This window comes from Megasphaera hominis (assembly GCF_014269395.1).
GTDB lineage: Bacteria > Bacillota > Negativicutes > Veillonellales > Megasphaeraceae > Megasphaera > Megasphaera hominis.
Window position 1 is genome coordinate 24,332 of the sequence record NZ_JACOGK010000009.1, and the last position, 19,947, is coordinate 44,278.

Genomic DNA, 19,947 nt, shown 5'->3' on the forward strand with positions numbered 1-19,947 from the left:
TATAGGATATATGGCGCACGCGCACACATATATACATAGTATACCATAGGGAGAAAAGAAGCGTGAGTAATAAAATGACAGGCTCCTATGAATTTAACTCATTTTCCCCTAGTTAGTGACGTATGTTTGTGCTAAAATATATGGATGACTGTAGAATTGAAATTTAGACGTGCAGGCTTGTCTGACCTGCCTTGAAAGGATATGACATGGGTTCGATGTTTTCACCATTAACGAAGAATATCGGGATTGACCTGGGCACCAGTACAATCCAAGTATATGTAGAAGGACGGGGGATCGTAATGTCTGAACCGTCCATTTTGGCAACGGATGAACGGAACCGTAAGATCGTCGCAGTCGGCCATGCGGCAGAAACGATGTTGGCCAAGTCGCCGGAAACGGTGAAGATTCATAAGCCCTTGCAAAACGGGATTATTGCTGACTACAATGTAACCCGCACTATGCTGGGGTATCTTTTGAGTAAGGCTGTACGCAGTGTTCAGCGCCTGCGCATTATGGTCGGCGTACCGGCTGCGGCTTCGAATGTCGAAAAGCGGGCTGTCGTAGAAGCTATTTTCCAGGCCGGTGCCAAAGAAGCCTACCTCATTGAAACGGCTGCTGCCGCTGCTTTAGGCGCCGGTCTGCCTGTGTACGATCCTATTGGCAGTATGGTCATCGACGTAGGTGGCGGTACGACCAATATCGCTGTTCTTTCCTTAGGCGGTATCGTTATTTCCCGGTCGATCCATTTGGGCAGCCAGGATTTTGACCAGGCTATCCGCGATTATATCCGCCAGGAATATGCTGTCGTCACTGACGATGAAACGATTGAAGAAATGAAAATTCACAACGGTTCTGCCGTTTTACCCTTAGAAGACCGGGGCTATTATTTTACAGGCCGCGGCATTGACGATGGCCTGCAGCGCGAAGTAGGTGTCAAAGCCAGTGAAATTTATCGCGTCATGGGCAAACCTCTCGTAAAAATCCTCGACCTCGTCCAGGCTGTACTGCGTGAGACCCCGCCGGAATTGTCGGCCGATATTATGGAACACGGCATTGTCCTTACCGGTGGCGGCGCGAAGCTCCATGGTATGGACCAGCTTTTTTCCCAGGAACTCGGTGTTCCTGTAGCCTTGTCGCCAGAGCCGGAAATGGCCGTCGCTCTTGGTACGGGCCGGGCATTGCAAGACCGGGAAAAATTGGGCGCCTTAGTTGAAGGTGTAGAACGCATTTACAGAAGGAGATTTTAACAGTGTATTCGTTCGGTAAAAAGAGTCTCATAATCGTACTCGTCTTATTCATCCTCATAGCCATTTTTGGCTGGGCTTGGCGCCAGCGCGATTCCATGCCGTTTATTTCACGACCCTTACAGATGATCGTATCTCCCTTTGAATACGCTGCCAGTGGCATCCTCGATACGCTGTCGTCCAATTTCCATATCGTCGATATAAGCCTTAAGAACCGTATCGAATGGGAATCTCTGGAAAAGGAAAATGCGGCCCTCAAGGAAAAGAGCGTCGATTATTATGAAATTGCTGCAGAAAATAAACGCTATCGGGAAATGCTCGATTTCAAGGCGGCGCACCGCCAATTTAACGTCCGTGCTGCATCGGTAATTTCCCGTGATTATGGCACGTGGACTAATACACTGGTCATCGATGTAGGCAGCGAAGAAGGCATTAAGGAAAATATGGCTGTCGTCACGCCGAAAGGTGTCGTCGGCTTTATCAGCAACGCCTATCCCCATTCGTCGCGGGTTCAGCTCATGACGGATCCGCGGACGAGTATTGGCGCTATTGTCCAGCGTCCGGAATCGCGTGTCGCTTCTGTCGTCCGCGGTAACGGCAACGTACCGACGGAACCGCAGTTTGTCAATATTGCCAAGGATGCAGATATCCTCGAAGGGGATACGCTTGTGACGTCGGGCTTTGGTTCTATCTATCCGAAAGGCCTTTTCATCGGCACGATCGTATCAATTCATCAAAACGACGATGATTTCGTCAAGTACGCTGTCATTCGTCCCGGTGTAGATTTCTCGAAGCTGGAAGAAGTCTTTGTCATTCTTTCGTCTGCCGATACTGGTTCGTACGCCAAACCTGATGTAGCACCGAAGCTGGTACCACAAACACAGCGCGATAAAGTAGAAGGTGTCAAAGGAGCTGCTGCATTATGAGGAAATCAGTCTGTCTGATCACGGCCTTCGTGGTCTTCATCTTGCAGGCTACGGTCTTGCCTTTTATCTTTGATGGCAGTACCCAGCCGAACCTGATTTTCCTTTTTGTCGTTCTCATGTCATTGCACTATGGCAAAAAGGTGGCCATCATTACGGCCCTCTTAGGCGGCTTTACGCAAGACGTGGTCCTGGGCAATTTCTTTGGTGTCCACCTCTTGCCGTATTTGATCATTGCCACGATTTGCAGCTATATTGGCCGGTATATTGAAGAAGAGCAGTGGCTCTTGACGCTGCTCCTGGTCCTCGGGGCGACGCTCTTTTATCTCGTCGTTACCTGTGGCGTCCTCTTCCTGGCCGGCCAGTATGTCCATCTCGTGGCGTACCTCGTCGAGTTCAGCCTGCCCATGCTCATTTATCACGGCGTCCTGGCCTTGCCGGTCAACCATTTTGTTTGGAAAATGAGCCGCCATGATTTGTACTACACCTTTATGGATTTTCGCCATTAAGCTTGTGGACAAGGCGTACAAGGAGAATCATACATGCTTGAAGCTTTAATGAAAAAAAAGAACCAAGACGGGCGTTTTCGCTACCTCTATTGGATCGTCATATTCATCTTTGCCGCGCTGATTTGCCGGCTCGTGTATTTGCAGCTCTTTGAAGGCAATTACTATCACGGCCTGGCCGATGGCAACCGCTTGCGGGCCATTCCGATTGCGGCCATGCGCGGTGTCATGTACGACCGGAACGGCCAGATTCTCGTTGGCTCCCGGCCTAGCTTTATGGTTACGTACGTGCCGACAAAGAAAAAATTGACTGACGATGAGCTGCATACGTTGGCGCAGATCCTCAAGGTGCCCGAAGCAAAACTCAAGGAAAAAATGGAAAAAGGTAAGAATTCCTTCGAACCGACTGTGCTTGCCCAGGATTTGACACAGGATATCGTAACGCAAGTAGAAGAACGGCATAATGATCTGCCGGGGATTTCTGTCGACGTGCAGCCAATCCGTTACTATCCGTACAATAATATGGCCGCACAGGTCTTCGGCTACGTCGGCCAGATCGACGAAGAAGACTTGAAACGGCTCGAAGGGCAGGATGGCATTTCCAGCATCACCCAGATCGGCCGGGCCGGTCTCGAAGCGTATTACGATGATCTCTTGCGCGGCAAAGATGGTGGCCGCCAGGTAGAAGTCGACGCAGCTGGTACGCCTGTAAAGGAAATGGAACGGAAAAATCCCGTACCGGGACATAATTTCCACTTAACCATCGATTTGAACCTGCAGAAGGCTACAGAAGCTGCCATGGATCAGCAAATCGCCAACGGCATTGGTACACACGGTATTGCTGCCGTGGCCATCGACCCGAACACCGGGGCTGTTCTCGCCATGGCCAGCCGTCCGGCGTACAACCCGAACTGGTTTACGCGGGGCATTACAGAAAAAGAATGGGCCCAGATCAACGATAACCCCAATCATCCTATGGAAAACCGCGTCATTGCCGGTGAATATCCGCCAGGCTCGACGTTTAAGCTGATTACAGGGACGGCGGCACTGGAACTCAAAAAGGTTACGGCCGATGAAATGATCTTCGATAGCGGCCGTCACTGGCTCGTCGATATGCGTAACGCCGGTGGCGAAGCCCTGGGCTGGCTGAACTTCACAGAAGCGTTGGCTAAATCCGATAATGTCTATTTCTACGAAATGGGCCGTCGTGTAGGTATTGATAAATTGGCTGAATATGCACGCATGTTTGGCATGGGCAAAAAGACGGGCATCGCCCTGCGCGGTGAAGCCTCAGGTCTCGTTGCCAGTGAAGAATATAAGAAGAAGGTCTTTAATCAGGACTGGTATCTGGGCGATACGTTCAACTCGGCTATTGGCCAGGGCTTTCAGCTCGTCACACCGCTGCAGGCTGCCATGATCGTCAGCGAAGTAGCCAACGGTGGTATCCAGTACAAACCCTTCCTCGTCAGCCGTATTGACAACCTGGATGGCACACCGTACAAGATTTTTGCGCCGGAACAGGTAGGTACCCTGTCGGTTTCCAAGTCGACCCTCGACCTGGTTCGCGAAGGCATGCGTAACGTTGCAGAAGAATCCGGTACAGCCGGGTCCCTCTTTGCCGGGTTCCCCATTCAGGTAGCCGGCAAGACAGGGACTGCCGAAAACTATGGCGGTGCAGACCATGCGTGGTTCGTAGCCTATGCGCCGTATGAACATCCGCGCATCGTCATTGCCGTTTTGACAGAACAGGGCGGCTACGGTGCTACGGCATCCGGCCCTATTGCCAAGACTATGCTGGAAGAATACTTCCACGTCGGTGCCTACGCTGATACGAAAGACAGCAGTAAAAATGGCAATGCATCAAATAAACAGCAGTAAGTAAAATAAACGAATAGGAAAGGAGAAGTTCCATGTCCCAAATCATAGCTATAGCCTCCGGTAAGGGGGGTGTCGGCAAGACGCTGGTCACAGCTTCCCTGGCAGTTACGTTGGCCCGCCGCGGCCGCACGGTCCTGGCTGCCGATGCCGATATGGGCCTGCGCAACTTGGATTTGCTCTTCGGCGTTCAAGACGAGGTCCTCTATGATGCCGTCGATATTATGAAACGGCGTTGTAGTGCTGCTGAAGCGGTTATTCCCTTGTCGCCCTATCTCGATTTCCTGGCGGCAAGCCAGAAACACACGTGGGAAAAGGTCGACGCACCGGGCTTTCAGTATACCCTCGATACGCTGAGCCGTACGTACGACTATATCCTCATCGACTGCCCGCCTGGCCGGGGCAACGCCTATAAGGATGCCGTAGCCATTGCGGACATGGTATTCTTCGTCGTAGAACCGACGTGGTCGTCCTTGCGTGATACAGGACGGGTCATGCAGTTTTGCAATAAACATAAACAGTTTAATTATGCTGTGGTCTTTAATAATTTTTACGCCTCCCGGCCGGGCTACGTCAGCCCTGATGAAGCCATGGCTGCGCTGAATGCAGAACACGTGGCAGGCCTCTTGCCCCACGATGATTTCGTTCATGCAGCCGGTCAGGACGGGGAGATCATGCACGTTTCCGGAGAGAATCCTTTTTTCCAGTCCTTGTCCCTCATGTGTGACGCACTGCTTGAAGAAAGGCCCTTTGCCTGGGACGAAGCGATAACATTGCTGCCGTCTGCCGGTACCGTAGCTGTGGAGGCAGGCGAACCTGTGCCAAAAGCAGCTGAAGCGGCTCTGACGCTGCCAGCTGCAGCTATTGAAGAACTGCGTCAGGCCGCAGCCAGCTTGTCGCCGAACATGACCGGACCGTCCCCGGTAGAGGAAGATAAAACAGAACCGGAATTAGAAGTGGCCGACGTCCAGGCCGGGTCCCAGGCTGTATTGTCTCTGGCACCGCGTTTATCTGTGCGGCAGCGCCGTGACCAAAGCCGGGCCTGGCGTTCGTACCGCCGTTAGGAGTTATAGCGAATGTTTAAAAGAGAATGGAGAAATTTGGATAAGGTCATGCTGGGCGTGACCATCTTGATCGTCTGCTGCAGCTTGTGCATTATCGGCAGTGCGACCCATATTAACCAAGGCGTCATCAATTACGATTTCGTCGTCAAGCAGGGCGTGGCGTTTGTCTTCAACTTGCTCATCGTCCTGTTTTTCAGCCGCTACGATTACACGAAGCTGAAACGGTTCGCCAAGCCGCTGTATGGGATTAACCTCATCGTCCTCTTGGCGGTTATGTTTGTCGGCACGTCGGCTTTAGGGGCTCAGCGCTGGATTCAGCTCGGACCGATTACGATTCAGCCGTCGGAATTTTCCAAGCTGATTATGATCATCTGTACTGCCGCCCTTTTATCAGACCGTATTGGTAAGCTCAATACGTGGCGCAGTCTCCTCCCTATTGCCTTGTTCGTCGGCATTCCCTTCCTGCTCGTTTTGAAGCAGCCTGACTTGGGCACGAGTCTGGTCTTCCTGGCCATTGCCTTGGGGATGCTCTTCATTTCCAATATTAAGATGTCCCTCTTGCGTAATGCAGCTATCGTAGGCATCATCCTGGCGCCCATTGGCTGGCATTTCCTGAAGGACTATCAGAAGTCCCGTATCCTCGTCTTCCTCGATCCGAACGCCGATCCCTTTGGCGCTGGTTATCATATTATCCAGTCCAAGATTGCCATCGGCTCAGGGGAGCTTTTCGGCAAGGGGCTGTTCCAGGGCACACAGAGCCAGCTCAACTTCCTGCCGGAAAACCATACGGACTTTATCTTTTCCGTTATTGGTGAAGAACTCGGCTTCTTAGGCTGTCTCTTCATCCTGTTTCTGTATTTTATCCTCATTTACCGTGGTCTCATTACAGCCAAGGAATGTAAAGACCCCTTCGGCATGCTTCTGGCGACAGGCATCGTCTCCATGTGGGCCTTCCAGATTCTTGTCAACGTCGGTATGACCTGCGGCATCATGCCGGTTACAGGCATTCCGCTGCCCTTTATGAGCTACGGTGTCAGTGCCTTGACGACAAATATGATGGCCATGGGGATACTCATGAGTATTTATATGCGTCAGCAAACCATGATTTTCTGAATTGTCCCGCAGTGCAGCCTCATGCCGCCCTGCGGGCTGTCTTATGCATACTCAATTTCTGATAGGAGGTTTTCCTTTGTCACGAACTGTTGTTATAGATCCTGTCCTTTTGAGTAAGGTCAGCAAACCTGCCCGCTATGTAGGCGGCGAATGGAACAGCGTCGTCAAGAATCATGAAGACGTGAAGCTTACTGTAGCCTACTGTTTCCCCGATGTCTATGAAGTGGCCATGAGCCATTTGGGCCTGCGCATCCTTTATGCGCTTCTCAACGAACGGGACGACGTAGCCGCTGAACGGGTATATGCACCGTGGCCCGATATGGAAGCGCTCATGCGTCAAAAGGGCTATCCCTTGTATTCTCTGGAAACAAAGACGCCTGTCGTCGATTTCGATTTTGTCGGCTTTACGCTGCAGTATGAAATGAGCTTCAGCAACATCCTTAATATGCTCGATTTGGCAGGGATTCCCATGTTTTCCAAAGACCGCGGGGAAGATATGCCCCTCGTCGTCGCCGGCGGTCCCTGCGCTTACAACGCAGAACCATTGGCTGATTACATCGATCTTTTTTGCCTGGGCGAATCGGAAGAATCTGTACAGCTTCTGGCTGATACGATTATTGAATGGAAAGAACAGGGCAAACCGGGCGGTAAGAAAGGCCTTTTGAAGACCCTCGCGACCCAGCAGGGCAACTACGTACCGGCCTTCTATACGCCGCATTATACGGCAGACGGAGCCTTCGACTTTCTTGAAGTAACTGAACCGGGCGTACCGGCAACGATTGAAAAATGCGTCGTCGCCGATGAAGAACACGTCTTTTTCCCGACCAAGCCCATCGTGCCCAATATCGACATCGTCCACAACCGCGCCGTCCTGGAACTTTTCCGGGGTTGCAGCCGGGGCTGTCGCTTTTGCCAGGCTGGCATGCTCTATCGTCCGGTCCGGGAAAAGACACCGGAACATCTGGTACAGCTGGCCCGTCAGATTATCGATAATTCCGGCTATAATGAAATTTCTCTCATGAGCCTTAGTTCGGCAGACTATTCCTGTTTGCCGGAACTGGTCGATCAGCTCCTGGAAGAATTTAAAGACCAGAAGGTCAGCGTCAGCCTGCCATCCCTGCGTATTGACAGCTTTTCCATCGACATTGCCAAGAAGGTCCAGCAGGTCCGTAAGAGCGGCCTGACCCTGGCGCCGGAAGCCGGAACCCAGCGTTTGCGCGACGTCATCAACAAGGGCGTTACGGAAGAAAACCTCATGCAGGCCTGTGAAAACGCCTTCCGCAACGGCTGGTCTACAGTAAAGCTTTATTTCATGATGGGCCTGCCTACGGAAACGGACGAAGACCTGGCAGGTATTGCTGATCTGGCCTACAAGGTGCTTAACCTGTACCGCCAGATTACGCATAAAAACAACGGCAAGGTGACCGTCTCCGTGTCGAGCTTTGTGCCAAAGACGCACACGTCCTTCCAGTGGTTTGGCCAGCTGCCCGTGGCAGAAATCGAACGGAAGCAGCAGTACCTGAAGAGCCTCATCCGGGATAAGCACATTTCCTACCACTACCACGATGCCCGTACGGGCCATATGGAAGCTGCCTTTGCCCGCGGTGACCGCCGCCTGGGCGCCGTCCTTTACGAAGCGTGGAAGCTGGGCTGCAAATTCGACGGCTGGACGGAACTGTTCGATTACGACAAGTGGCTTACAGCTTTCAAGAATGCCGGTGTTGATCCGGATTATTACGCAGCCCGCACGCGGGATGTGGATGAACCGCTGCCGTGGGACCACTTGGCTGATGGCGCCTCCAAGGCCTTCCTGAAACGGGAATGGCAGCGCGCCCTGCAGGGTGAACTGACCCACGACTGCCGTCATTTGAGCTGTACTGGCTGCGGTGTATGTAACGAATTAGGCGTTTCTATTGTGGACCATAAGGAAGGAGAGGCTAGCCATGGAAAGACTACGTTTAGCTGTTAAAAAAGACGGGGCCCTTCAATTCCTGTCCCATCTTGATTTTGCCCGGGCCGTGCGCTACGTCATCGTCCGCGCTCATTTGCCCATTAATTACTCCGAAGGCTTTAATCCCCATATGAAGCTGAGCTTTGCTTCGGCTCTCGGTGTTGGCGTCTGTGCTGACGTAGAATATCTTGACATGGAGCTGGCAGAAAAAATACCTGTGCAGGAAGTCATGGAACGCATGAATGCCCAGTCGCCCGACGGTTTTGCCGTTCTCGACGGCCACTATATCGACGCCAAGGCTCCGAAGCTCATGGCTATGGCCAATTACGCCGTATACGATCTCTTTGGACCGGCTACAGCACCGCTCGACCAGGCCGGACTTGATGCTGTTTTGCGCCGCTTTAATGACGACGCAGATATTACCTTCGAAAAGGTATCTATAAAAGGCAAGCATAAGGCCAGGGAAATTCACGTCAAGGACCATGTCATCGAACCCCTGACGGGCACTATTAAAGACGACCGCATCACCATCCGTGCCGGCATCTACCAGACGGCAGACGGCGCCATTAAGCCTCAGGAGGTCTGGGACATTCTGGTCAACTCCTTTGAGCTTCCTGCCGTAGCCGACCTGATGCTGGCCCGGCGCCGCGCCATTTATACACGGAAAGACGGGGAAAACCGTTCTCTTTTTGCCATTGAATAATACGATTCGGCCTACATGGCTTGTACGACAGGAGGTGATTTCATGAAACTGATTATCGGCAACATCATGCCCGAAGAAACGCGCATGGCCGTCGTCGAAGACGGTGTCCTCAAGGATTTTTCCGTCGAACGGGACGATGAAAACCACATTGTCAATCACATTTACCGCGGTACTATCCAGAACATCCTGCCTGCCATGCAGGCAGCCTTCGTGAATATCGGCCGCCGCAAGAACGCCTTTCTCGCCATGAGCGATATTTTTCCGCGGGCAGCGACAAAGAAACAAATTCAACAAACCCGCATTTCCGTTGGCCAGAGCGTCCTCGTCCAGGTCATCAAGGAAGAGCAGGGCAGCAAGGGCGCCAAGGTAACGGCCAACGTCAGTATTGCCGGCCGGTATGCCGTTCTCATGCCGACGGTAGACTATATCGGCGTATCGAAGAAGATCCGTGATGAAGAAGAACGGAACCGTCTGCGCCAGATTGCGGGTGACCTCAAGCCCAAGGGCATGGGCATCATCATCCGTACCGTCGCCAAGGGCGTAAAGGAAGCCGATTTGACGGCCGACATCCAGTATCTCCTGCATACGTGGGAAAGCGTCGAGCGACGCTACAAGCTGGCTAAAAAGCCGAAGCTCTTATACAGAGAAGCCGATCTCGTCATGCGCACCGTCCGGGACCATTGCACGAGCGACGTCAAGAAGGTCATCGTTGACGACAAGGACGCGTATGAACGCATGTGCCAGGTTTTCCCGGGTGACGAATGGCGCAACCGTATCGAACTCTATCAGGGTCAGGACCCCATCTTCGATGCGTACCACCTGGAAGAACAGGTCCAATCCCTCATGGCCAGGGAAGTCCCTCTGCCATCGGGGGGCAACCTGATCATCGACCGTACGGAAGCCCTGACTGTGGTCGACGTCAATAGTGCCCGGTACACGGGTAGCAGCACCCTTCAGGACACGATTTTCCACGTCAACAAGGAAGCCGCTGTAGAGATTGCCAGACAGTTACGGCTCCGCGATATTGGCGGCATTATCCTCATCGATTTCATCGATATGGCTCAGCCTGCACGGCGTAAGGAAATCCTCGACATCCTGGCCAGAGAAACGGCGTCCGATTGTTCTAAAACCCATGTCTTAGGCATGACGGCCCTCAATCTGGTAGAAATTACACGTCGTAAGTCCCGTCAGAGCCTGCATCAGGTCCAGTTCAGCCCCTGCAATATTTGCGGCGGCTCAGGCTATCTCTTTGCCCCGGAAACGGTGGCCATTCAGATTATCCGCCGCCTGCGTCATCTGGTCCAGGTCAAACATATCAAAGGTGACCTGGAAATCTGTGCCCACGCTGACGTCCTGGCCATCCTGAAAGAAAAGAAACGCCGGGAAGGACTGGAACGGGAGCTGGCCCGTACCTTATACTTTGAAGAAAGCACCCACCCCAACCGGGAAGTATACTCTATCCTGTCTAAGGCATAACCTTCTGGCAAGCTGAGGTAGTGTCGCCGGCCCTATGGGACCGATGACGCTAAAGGGACATTTAAGTACCATTTAATACCAAGGAGAATCTATCATGAAACTAGCGGCAACCTGCGTAACCCTTTGTCTTGCCGCCTTGTCGTTTGGCACTGTCCTGGCAGCGCCGGCGACGCCGGAAGAGACCCAGGCTGCGTTGCGATATACAGCGGCCTGGGCCTCTTTGGCATCGTATGGCGATAAAGCGGGTCAAATGGCACGACGGGAATTTACAAACGACGGCTGGCAATATACCTATTATGACCGGCGCGATAAGAAATCAGACGTCCAGTACGTACTCCTGCGTAAGCCCCAGGATCAGACAGCACCGGCTATTTTAGCGATGACCGGCACGACGAACCTGGCTGACGTACGCAGTGACCTGCGTACGCATGGCGTGCCTTTTAAAGGCCAGGCTGTAACGGGCCCTGAAGCACCACGTGTACACCAGGGCTTTTGGGACTACACACAGGCCATCCTCAACACGCCCTTAGAGGACACGACAAAGGAGCCGGTCCTGGCTTCCGCTCTTATCCACGCTGATGAAAAAGCACCGGCCGGCGTGCTCCTGACCGGTCACAGCTTAGGCGGCGCAGCAGCAACGCTGACAGCTGTCTGGCTGGCCGGCCAAGGCGTGGGGCCGGAACAAATCCGCACCATTACCTTCGGCGCTCCGGCCGTAGGCAACAAGTACTTCGTCCGTGATTATGACGGCCAGTTTCATTTGGACCGCATCGTTCTTAAAGGGGATCCCGTGCTGGGACTCCTGCAGACTTTCCATATGGGCTATGTCCAGTTCCCGGAGGAAACCGTTTGGCAAGAAACGGGCTATACGCCCTATTTCCCGCACTCTATGATCGTCTACGCTGACTTGCCGTGCGACACTATTACGACGCTTTGTGGGGCCAAAATGGAGGCTCTTTCTATAAACCGGCACAGTCAAAGGGGACGTCGCCAGTCTATATTGCACCTGTTACCGTCCTGATCGACCCGGATTTGGCATCCAGTGCGGATTACATAAAAGCGGCAGTAGCGGACCGTCTGTCCCACACACATGGGGGAGCTGTCTTTTCTGAAAATACAGAAGAAAATCCATCCTATGCCGACCTGGCTATAGCTGCTAAGCGTGTCGGCAAGACGGAACTGCTGACCGAAGTAATCAGCGTCCACAAGGTGAAACAGGAAGAAGAAACGTATGCGGTCAGCGTAAGCCAGGTCTGGCGGCATATCGATGGTCGTCTCCTTAGGGCAGAGCAGTATACGACAGATACGAAAGAACTGACACCTCTGTTAGCCGTAATTTACGGGCATGACGAGGTTGATAGAGAAGAAAATAAAAAGAGTGATAAAGAATTATTAAGAGTAAATTAGAGTTAATAACAGTTAATAGGAGTAATGTTTGATAACAAAACAGCCCTGGTACGTGTATTCACGTATACCAGGGCTGTTTCGCATCTTGAAGTCAGACGAGAGTTATCTTTTTATACTGCGGCATCACCAACCATGTACCATCTGTGCGCATGATACCGTATTTTCCTTCTTGTTTAACAACGGAAAGTCCATTTCTAAAGGACGTTACGTCTTGGATGCTGCCAGCAGGAAAGGCTGTGAGGACCTGGCAGCGGTCGTCGACGATGGCGTAGGTTTTTCCTGTTTTGGCCCATGTGACCTTTTCGTCACCATAGGGGACGAGTGTTGTAGCTTTCGGGACTGTCCCTATAATCTGGCCCGTCGTATTGACTAAGGTTTGCTCTTTTCCTTGCCGGACGACGAGGCAGTCACTGCCCAAAAATTCGATACCGTCGTACGCAAAGGGAATGACAAGCGTACCGTTAGTCAGGTCCAGGGCGCCGAATTTGCCGTTGTCTTTATTCTTCAGTGTGGCAATGCCCAAGGTTTCCGAGAAGGTGCCGACGCTGGCGTCGTAATTTCCCGGACCGAAGAGGGTTTCACCGCGGCGGTTGACAAAAATCGTCTGGTCCTTGTTTTCGATAAACGTGCCCCAAGCACTCATGGGGTAGACGAAATGGTTCTTGCTATCGGCGACGATGTGACCCGTCCGGTCGATGTAGCCGCGTTTCACGCCATCGCGGATGAAGCCGCCCATGACCGTGCCGTCGTAGCCTGTACCGAATTGCGTGCCGATAAAGACCCCCACGACAGTGCCCCAGTTGAGGTTGCTTACGTGACGGCGATATTCAGCCAGACCGTTTTCGTAGGGATACATGTCATCAGACGGCGCGTCGAAGAGAATCTGTCCTTTTTCGTCGATGGCGACCTTCTTGCCGGTATCAAGCTTGACGAAGGCAATACCCTCGCTGAAGGATGCCAAGACGTCCTTGTAGACAGGCGGCAGGACTGTGTGGCCTGAAGCATCGGCAAAGCCCCATTTACCGCCGTCCCGGTAGGCATGATACGGTGAGAGGGGCAGCGGCTGGCGTCGGGCGTCGTTCGGCGCTACGGTATCGCCTGTAGGCGTAATGGCCGTGACGTGTTTGACGCCGGTGACGTTGAAGATGCCCCGGTTTGTCGGCTCTATAGATTTATATTGTGGTGTGACTGTCAAATTGCCAGAGGGCCCCATGAGGCCCCATTTGCCATTATCGGCCTGAACCATGGCCAGGACACCGGGAATACCGGCTTGGCGCAGCGCTTTATCATGAGCAGATTCCTTTTGCTTCTTTACATCGTAATCGCCCATCTGCGGGAAAAGGACGGTGCCGGCGGCAATAGCCGCCCGGTCTTTATGAAAGGACGTGCTCGTATGTGTGCCTCTCTCGTGGGTCGTTTCTTTCGTCACTTCATGGGATGAAGACGCTGACGTAGCCGTATACGTGTGCTGTTCCCGCGTGTACACGTGGGCGCCTTCTTCCGCACGGACAGGCGCGGCGGCCAGGCTCAGGCAGATCAGGCAGGCCAAAAGGGCCGGGGTGATGTGTGTGTGAGTCATCATAGACCTCCTTGTCATAGAAAAATGCGAGTCAGATGAGCGTATTATACCATAGTAAAATTTATATATCTATCATTTTGAACAATGAATAATAACGAATACTAAATAAGAATAACTGGATAAGAAAAAAGACCTGCCCAAAGAGGACAGGTCTTGTCTGGAGTACTTATAAAATGTAGAATGTCATGCTCACGGATTCACTGAGCGTATTCGTACCGGCTTCGACCGGTGTCGCTTCGGAATCAGCCATTTTTACAGCGCGCAGAGCCATCGGTGCGTAGTTGTGGCTGTATGCCGAGGAACTGCCGGAAATGTTGATTTCCTTTACTTTGCCGAGCTGTCCGCCCGCTGCCATCGCTGCGGCTTCTGCTGCCTGACGACCGTTGTGGACGGCTTCTTTGATGAGATTCGTCTTTACGGTATCAGCGTGTTCGTTTGTAAAGCGCATATTCGTCACGCGATTTGCACCGGCGTCACCAGCTTTTTCGATGATCCGCGGAATGAGATCAAAGTCCGTGACGCGGATGGACAAGTTGTTGGTTACCGTGTAGGAAACGATTTTGCCTTTGTCGTTGTAGTTCGGCTGCATAGAAAAGCCTGTCGTCTTCATGTCGTCTTTGCTGACACCCATGAGTTTAACGGCGTTAGTCACATTGTTCATGACTGTATTGTTATCGGTCCGGGCTTTCTGGGCGTTGGCATCTGTACTTTCCATACCGACAGTAATGTAGGCCGTATCCGGGGCAACTTCCTGTTCAGCATAGCCTGTTACGTTGACGACAGACGGGGCCGGAGCTTCAGCAGCTAAGGCTGGAGCCGACATGCCGACAGAAACAGATGCAGCCAGAAGGGCTGCCAGAGCCAGTGTTTTCAAGGATTTCTTTTTCATGAAATGACCTCCTTATTGAGCTTATAGTGGTATTTCCTGGCCTTATTATAACACGGACAGGGGAAACGTGCACCTTGTCCGTGTGCTGCGGGCATGGCAAAGGCACAGGCATTTTAAGTGTGAAAAGTAGGTTTTTAAAAAGTTGACTGAGTAAACTTTTGATTTTCAAAAGAGAACTTTTCTTTTCCGTGAAAAGTAAGAAAAACGATCAAAGGAATTTTTTTGCCGTTGCCTGTCCTATGGGCGTATACACTTTGTAAAAAAAACGGTTGTAATTTAGGACGACTTGTATTATACTTTGGGAAGGATAAAAAGCTAGGGGAGCCGTAAGGCTGAGAAAATTCTTATTTGACCCTTGAACCTGATTCGGATAATACCGACGTAGGGAAGCTGTTACCGGATATAATAGCTTACCCTATGAGGGTGAGCTTTTTTTTGTATATTTTTTTGGATATGTTTAGGAGGATATTAGCATGGAGTACACAACGCAAATGGATGCTGCCCGCAAGGGTATTGTGACGCCGCAGCTGAAAACGGTTGCGGAAAAGGAAAAGATGAGTGTGGAAGCCCTCATGGCTCTCGTCGCTGAAGGCAAGGTTGCCATTCCGGCAAACAAGCTGCACACGGCCTTGAGCCCGGAAGGGGTCGGCCTCAACTGCCGCACGAAAATCAACGTCAATCTTGGCGTGTCACCGGAACACAATAACCACGAAGAAGAATTGCAAAAGGTCCAGAATGCTATCGACATGAAGGCAGAAGCCATTATGGACTTGTCGAACTTTGGCAAGACACGGGAATTCCGCCGCAAGCTCGTCGGCATGTCGACGGCCATGATCGGCACCGTACCGATGTACGACGCCGTAGGCATGCTCGATAAGGACTTGAAGGACATTTCTGTAGAAGAATTCTTCTCCGTTGTCGAGCAGCATGCAGAAGATGGTGTGGACTTCATGACGATACACTGTGGTATGAACCAGAAGACAGCGGAACGGATTAAACGCAATCCCCGTTTGACGAACGTCGTATCCCGCGGCGGGTCCCTCCTTTTTGCCTGGATGGAAATGAACAAGAAGGAAAACCCGTTCTACGAATACTACGATCGTCTGCTGGATATTTGCGAAAAGTACGATGTAACCCTGAGCCTCGGTGATGCCTGCCGTCCGGGCTGTACGCATGACGCGACAGATGCCGCGCAGATTGAAGAGCTGATCACCTTGGGCGAACTGACAAAACGTGCATGGGAACACAATGTTCAGGTCATGATCGAAGGCCCGGGCCACATGGTACTGACGGAAATCGCTGCCAACATGAAGCTGGAAAAACGGCTCTGCCACAATGCGCCGTTCTACGTTCTCGGACCCCTCGTTACGGACATCGCACCTGGCTATGACCACATTACCAGTGCCATAGGCGGTGCCATTGCCGGTTCCTGTGGCGCCGACTTCCTCTGCTACGTCACGCCGGCGGAACACCTCCGTCTGCCCACCGTAGAAGATGTGAAGGAAGGGATCATTGCCGCCCGCATCGCCGCTCACGCTGCGGATTTGGCCAAGGGAGTCCCCGGCGCCCAGGCCTGGGATGACGCCATGAGCAAGGCCCGTGTAGACGTAGATTTCGACAAGATGATTTCTTTGGCAATCGACCCGGAAAAAGCACGCCGCTACTATGAATCAAGCAAGCCTGAATGTGAAGGCACATGCTCCATGTGCGGTCGTATGTGTCCGGCCCGGACAATGAAAAAAATCCTCGCCGGCGAGGACGTATCGCTCCTGGAAGACTGCTAAGCGCAACGAAACGGCGCACACAAAAAAGACTCCTGATAGGGAGTCTTTTTTGTATTTATAGGATTATATTATAATTTCTATACATTATTTCCAGACGAGGAGAAGCGTAGCGCCGAATTCCTTTTTGAACTGCTTGAGGAGCTGGCTCATTTCGTATTCCGCTGCGTTGTACGTAGCTCCCGGCGTAACCGTAATGACCAGGACGACGACGTTTTCAGCGTACGTCATTTCTATATTTTCTACGAGCTGTTCGTACGTCAGGTCTGATGCTTCGGCCAGAGCCAGGAGTGTCGACAGGCGGCGGATCATGGTCCAATCGTCTTCTGACGGCATCGTGCCGTAGCGGTACGCCCGCATAGTCCGGCGGCTAATGCCGTGATGGAAGCCGGCAATGAAGGAAGCATTAATCTGTTCCATCTGGGTCAGGCCATAGAGGGGTGCATGGCCGATGATGAAGGCTGAATGGCGGGCGTGGTCGTAATAGTTGATGACCTTGCCAACATCGTGCATCTTGGCCGCTGTAACGAGGAGACGTTTTTCCTTCGGCCCGTACCCGTGCAGAGGCTGTAAGAGATCGAAGAGAAGCTCCGAAATTCGCGTGACCTGGCGGATGTGAGCCGGATTCATGCCCGGTACGGTCTTTAAGTAGTTGGCAATGCTCGCGTCGAGAATGTCGTCAAAGCACGGGCTGTCTGCCTGGTTGAGGGCGGCGTAATATTCAAAGAAAAGGCCTTCACGGAGGCCGCAGCCGCTGATGATCATTTCGCTGCTGCCGGTCATTTCAAAGAGGGCCTCAATGACGGCCGTACCGGCTAAAATGAGGTCAGCCCGGTCGGCAGAAAGGCCGGGGATCTTTTTCCGTTCGGTTGCCGGCGTATTAGTAAGCGTACGGGCCAGCTCCATAAAGTTGTCGTACGACAAGATGTAGTTGTGAATCTTTTGCAGCTCATAGCCCGTAGCGCGCTGGTCCATTTTGGCAAAGGTACGGGCTGTGCCGCCAATACCGATGAGAGGCAGGCCCGTGCCGGCAATATAGGCAACGTCTTCCAGCTCTTCCATAATGTACTCGCGGCACGCTGTCAGAGCTGTTTCGCCCGGGTCCGTACTGGTGTTGAAGCGTTCCGTCAGGGTAACGGCCCCGATAGGAACGGAGACGGCCTTTTCGACCTTACCGCCCCGTACGAGGGACAGTTCCACGCTGGCACCGCCCAAGTCGAAGAGGACGAAATCCTGGGCGTTAATCGTATTGATGACGCCCAGGTAGCCCAAGTAGGCTTCCCGTTCACCTGTAATGACTTCCATGGTAATGCCTGTTTCGGCGTTAATGCGCTGGAGAAACGCGGCGCCGTTTTTGGCATTACGCACTGCTGCTGTAGCTACAGCCAGACAATTGTGTATGTCGCCGACGTCCATCATGTGCTTGTAGACCTTGAGACAGGTCAGTGCCCGTTCCATGCCTGCATCGCTTAGCTCACCGGAAACGCTCAGGCCATGGCCGAGACGGATGGCTTCTTTTTCCTGATAGAGAAAGGAATAGGCGCCGTTATCTGCGATTTGCAGGGCGACGAAACGGATGGAGTTGGACCCCATATCAATGATGGCTATTTTTTCCATTGGTATACCTCACTTTGCTTATCCTTATGGCACGAAAAACGGTACAAAAAAACAGTGTGCTGAAAACAATCCGTAATTGCTTATTACAGCAGCGACTGTCGTACGTCTGTCTAGATTTTAACATATATAACACCGGCAATATACCAGGTCTGTCTATAATTTTACATAATTTATACTAAAAAAGAAAGTATAATCGTCACAAATCATGTATAATGAAATGAAGTAAAGTGAGAATATTGAGAGAACAGCGAGGTTTTACTATGGAAAATAATACCAGGCACTACTTTGGTATCATCCATATCGGTACCGTAAACATGGCCATGAAGATTATTTCCTTCACGTCCCTGGATGATATGGAGGTCATAGAAAATGTGTCCCAGGAAGTGGAATATGGCGAAGAGGTCTTCAAGACCCATCACGTCAGCTTCCAGTCGCTCAATGAAATCTGCCGTATCCTGACGGGTTTCCGCCAGCTCCTAAAGGACTATGATGTGACCGATGTACGAGTGATTACGACGACTGCGATCCGCGAAGCCGATAATATGCTCAACGCATTAGACCAGATCTACGTGCGTACGGGCTTTACTGTAGAAGTGGTCCATATGGCTAAGGAAATTTACTACAAATTCTTTGGCCTTTACTATCACGTGCTCAAAGGGAAATTTAATTTTGCCAGCCAGGCCGTACTCCTCATCGACATCACGTCCGGTGGCATGGGGCTTACGTGCTGGCAGAACGATGAACTCCTGTTTCAGGAAAATGTGTACCTCGGCTCCCTGCGGATTTTGGAGAACTTTACGAAAAAGCAGCGCCAGCACTTATCTTTTCCTACGGCTGTGCGGGAATTCATTCATGGCAACCTGGCCCCTTTATGGGCAAACGTCCAGGCTCACCAGATTCAGTACGTCGTCCTTTCGGGAAAATCAGCAGTGCTCTTAGGGCGCCTTATGCATATGGAGCCACAAAACGGCGTGACCCTCATCAGGCCCCGCGATTTCATTCAGTTCGTCCAGTCCTTCCACGGCCTGACACCCATCAAGCTGGTGCAAAATTGCGGCCTGTCCGAAGGGCTGGCTAACGTCATCATGCCGACGATTATGCTTTATTATGAATTGTTCCGCACTATCGATGTGGATATGATCGTCCTCATGCGCACGACCTTTACAGAAGGCTATTCCATGCACTATATTGCAGAAACGACCAATGCGCCTTACAGGGAGCACCAGCACGCCCTGCTCCTCGGCCTGGCCCGTACCATTGCCAGCCGGTATCTCTACGATCCGGCCCATTCGGCCCGCGTAGAAAGCTACTCGGCCACACTTTTTAAAGCAATGCAAAAGCTCGGTGGCATGAGCGAACGGGCAGGGTATCTGCTGCGGTTGGCGGCGATTCTGCACGAAACGGGTAAGTTTATCAACATGCGCAAGCACCGCGTTTGCTCGTACGAACTGATCCGCCGGACAGATCTTTTCGGACTGACCGACGAAGAAAAGGAAGTCGTCGCTTGTGTAGCGGCATACGTTAATATGAGTGCTACGACAGATCTTTCCGCAGATATTGTCGAACGGCGGCTGGAACCGGAAATCGAACTTCTCGTGTCGAAGCTGCAGGCCATTTTCTCCTTGGCCGATGCTCTCGATAAAAGTCATACAGGCAAGATTACAGCCATCCGGGCAGAACTACAAGAGGAAGAACTGATCGTTCATTATGAACGGCGTCTCGACATTTCCCTGGAACGGTGGATGTTTGCCAAGGTCAGCGTTAATTTTGAAGAAGTCTTCGGTGTAACGCCGAAGCTTGTGAAAGGACAGGTGTAAGC

At 52.1% G+C, this 19,947-nt stretch carries 16 protein-coding genes and 1 riboswitch; of the genes, 13 read left to right on the forward strand and 3 right to left on the reverse strand.

All coding sequences use genetic code 11. The annotated features are described in order from the left end of the window. The first annotated feature begins 206 nt into the window (after positions 1–206). The 11 genes from mreB (at position 207) to H8J70_RS04430 (ending at position 12,262) form a co-directional block, all read left to right on the forward strand. On the forward strand, positions 207–1,247 hold the full coding sequence (gene mreB, locus H8J70_RS04380) for a rod shape-determining protein (RefSeq protein ID WP_186502644.1): 1,041 nt from the start codon (positions 207–209) through the stop codon (positions 1,245–1,247). Between the two features lie 2 nt (positions 1,248–1,249). After that, entirely contained in the window at positions 1,250–2,170 is a 921-nt protein-coding gene (mreC, locus tag H8J70_RS04385; RefSeq protein ID WP_186502645.1) for a rod shape-determining protein MreC, read from the forward strand. Continuing rightward, positions 2,167–2,676 (forward strand): rod shape-determining protein MreD, encoded by a 510-nt coding sequence (gene mreD, locus H8J70_RS04390; protein WP_186502646.1) that lies wholly within the window; start codon positions 2,167–2,169, stop codon positions 2,674–2,676. The genes mreC and mreD overlap by 4 nt, the downstream gene beginning before the upstream one ends. Positions 2,677–2,709: 33 nt before the next feature. Continuing rightward, positions 2,710–4,551: a penicillin-binding protein 2 gene (mrdA, locus tag H8J70_RS04395; protein ID WP_186502647.1), complete on the forward strand. Its 1,842-nt coding sequence runs from the start codon at positions 2,710–2,712 to the stop codon at positions 4,549–4,551. A 32-nt stretch (positions 4,552–4,583) separates the two neighbouring features. Further along, a complete protein-coding gene (locus tag H8J70_RS04400) occupies positions 4,584–5,612 on the forward strand; it encodes an AAA family ATPase (RefSeq protein ID WP_186502648.1) in 1,029 nt (342 codons plus the stop codon). A 12-nt stretch (positions 5,613–5,624) separates the two neighbouring features. Continuing rightward, entirely contained in the window at positions 5,625–6,725 is a 1,101-nt protein-coding gene (rodA, locus tag H8J70_RS04405; RefSeq protein WP_186502649.1) for a rod shape-determining protein RodA, read from the forward strand. Between the two features lie 43 nt (positions 6,726–6,768). Then, the gene (locus H8J70_RS04410; protein WP_186502650.1) at positions 6,769–8,694 is read left to right on the forward strand and encodes a TIGR03960 family B12-binding radical SAM protein; all 1,926 of its coding nucleotides are present in this window, start codon (positions 6,769–6,771) and stop codon (positions 8,692–8,694) included. Beyond that, complete coding sequence (locus tag H8J70_RS04415) at positions 8,669–9,379, forward strand: TIGR03936 family radical SAM-associated protein (protein WP_186502651.1); 711 nt, start codon at positions 8,669–8,671, stop codon at positions 9,377–9,379. Before H8J70_RS04410 ends, H8J70_RS04415 begins: the two co-directional genes overlap by 26 nt. 42 nt (positions 9,380–9,421) lie before the next feature. Beyond that, positions 9,422–10,855: an Rne/Rng family ribonuclease gene (locus H8J70_RS04420; protein WP_186502652.1), complete on the forward strand. Its 1,434-nt coding sequence runs from the start codon at positions 9,422–9,424 to the stop codon at positions 10,853–10,855. Positions 10,856–10,949: 94 nt separating this feature from the next. Further along, entirely contained in the window at positions 10,950–11,876 is a 927-nt protein-coding gene (locus H8J70_RS04425; protein WP_186502653.1) for a lipase family protein, read from the forward strand. Positions 11,877–11,887: 11 nt separating this feature from the next. Then, positions 11,888–12,262: a hypothetical protein gene (locus tag H8J70_RS04430; RefSeq protein WP_186502654.1), complete on the forward strand. Its 375-nt coding sequence runs from the start codon at positions 11,888–11,890 to the stop codon at positions 12,260–12,262. Between the two features lie 91 nt (positions 12,263–12,353). Here H8J70_RS04430 and H8J70_RS04435 read toward each other — a convergent pair whose 3' ends face one another. Both H8J70_RS04435 and H8J70_RS04440 read right to left on the reverse strand, forming a co-directional pair. Further along, positions 12,354–13,844, reverse strand: a complete 1,491-nt coding sequence (locus H8J70_RS04435; RefSeq protein ID WP_186502655.1) for a WG repeat-containing protein — start codon at positions 13,842–13,844, stop codon at positions 12,354–12,356. A 163-nt stretch (positions 13,845–14,007) separates the two neighbouring features. Continuing rightward, entirely contained in the window at positions 14,008–14,730 is a 723-nt protein-coding gene (locus H8J70_RS04440) for an SIMPL domain-containing protein (protein WP_186502656.1), read from the reverse strand. 307 nt (positions 14,731–15,037) lie between these two features. Beyond that, positions 15,038–15,135, forward strand: a riboswitch (TPP riboswitch). A gap of 68 nt (positions 15,136–15,203) precedes the next feature. Here H8J70_RS04440 and thiC point away from each other — a divergent pair. Next, positions 15,204–16,514, forward strand: coding sequence for a phosphomethylpyrimidine synthase ThiC (gene thiC, locus H8J70_RS04445; protein WP_186502657.1), 1,311 nt, complete (start codon positions 15,204–15,206; stop codon positions 16,512–16,514). Positions 16,515–16,598: 84 nt separating this feature from the next. On the opposite strand, the gene H8J70_RS04450 is transcribed toward thiC, so the two are convergent. Beyond that, positions 16,599–18,128: a Ppx/GppA phosphatase family protein gene (locus H8J70_RS04450; RefSeq protein ID WP_186502658.1), complete on the reverse strand. Its 1,530-nt coding sequence runs from the start codon at positions 18,126–18,128 to the stop codon at positions 16,599–16,601. 260 nt (positions 18,129–18,388) lie between these two features. On the opposite strand from H8J70_RS04450, the gene H8J70_RS04455 reads away from it, so the two are divergent. Further along, a complete protein-coding gene (locus H8J70_RS04455) occupies positions 18,389–19,945 on the forward strand; it encodes a Ppx/GppA phosphatase family protein (protein WP_186502659.1) in 1,557 nt (518 codons plus the stop codon). Positions 19,946–19,947: the final 2 nt, after the last annotated feature.